Raw genomic sequence first — 754 nt, 5'->3', positions numbered from 1 at the left:
TTCCGCAACCTGACGAACTACATCGCCAGATCACTACTCGAGACTGGCGGCTTCCGACCCCAACTACACCCTCGATTGTGAAGAGCCTCTTAACGCCGGCATCACCGCGCGTGAAGACGGTCTTCTCGTACACGAGGACTACCCCTGTACCGTAGCCGCAAGCTGTGACAACCCAGGACGAGTTACGCGGAGCCATGCCTCGAGTTCGACCGTTGTCGAGGTGGGATCCGGCGTTGTACTGGGGTCCGTGCGGCGCAGGCAGGGACACCGTGGCGATCGCTGGCGGGAGCGTCGCCCCGTCCCGCACGTCAACCAACCCCGAACCTCGGCAGGTCTCGGTCGCCGCCCGGCCGTCTCCTGCCAGGGATCTTCGTTATTGTCGCGATAACCGCCGATGTCGGGCTCTCAACCTGGTCTGACTGTCCTTAATCGGCCCAAGATGGCGCAACGCGCCTGTTCTGCCGCGTGAGACAAGTTTGCAAGCGCGGATTTCAGAGCTGGATGGGCTCGATCAGTTCGGGCGCGTTGTTTTGACGTTGCCGACGGCCTTTGACACGGTATAGCCCTCAAGGCTTCCTGTCGCCGGTGGCGCCATCATTGTGTGCGCTTGGTCGGTATCGGTGTTGTGCGGGTCGAGCCACTCGTCGAACTGCGCTGGCCGCAGCACCATGGGCATCCGGTCGTGAAGGTGGCCGACGTCGTCGGTCGGTGACGTCGTAATCACCGAGTACGTGGAGAGCCACTCCGAGGTTGC

General features: G+C 62.5%; 1 protein-coding gene. It reads right to left on the bottom strand.

Features of this window, described 5'->3' with window-relative positions; all coding sequences use genetic code 11:
• Positions 1-511: 511 nt before the first annotated feature.
• Positions 512-754, bottom strand: a 243-nt coding sequence (locus tag ELR45_RS16395) for an SOS response-associated peptidase family protein (protein ID WP_205856708.1), incomplete at its 5' end; no start/stop codon positions are given.

The organism is Phytoactinopolyspora endophytica (genome assembly GCF_004138495.1).
Taxonomy (GTDB): domain Bacteria; phylum Actinomycetota; class Actinomycetes; order Jiangellales; family Jiangellaceae; genus Phytoactinopolyspora; species Phytoactinopolyspora endophytica.
Note: the sequence above shows the minus strand (reverse complement) of the source record. Positions and strands in the feature narration are given on the sequence as shown.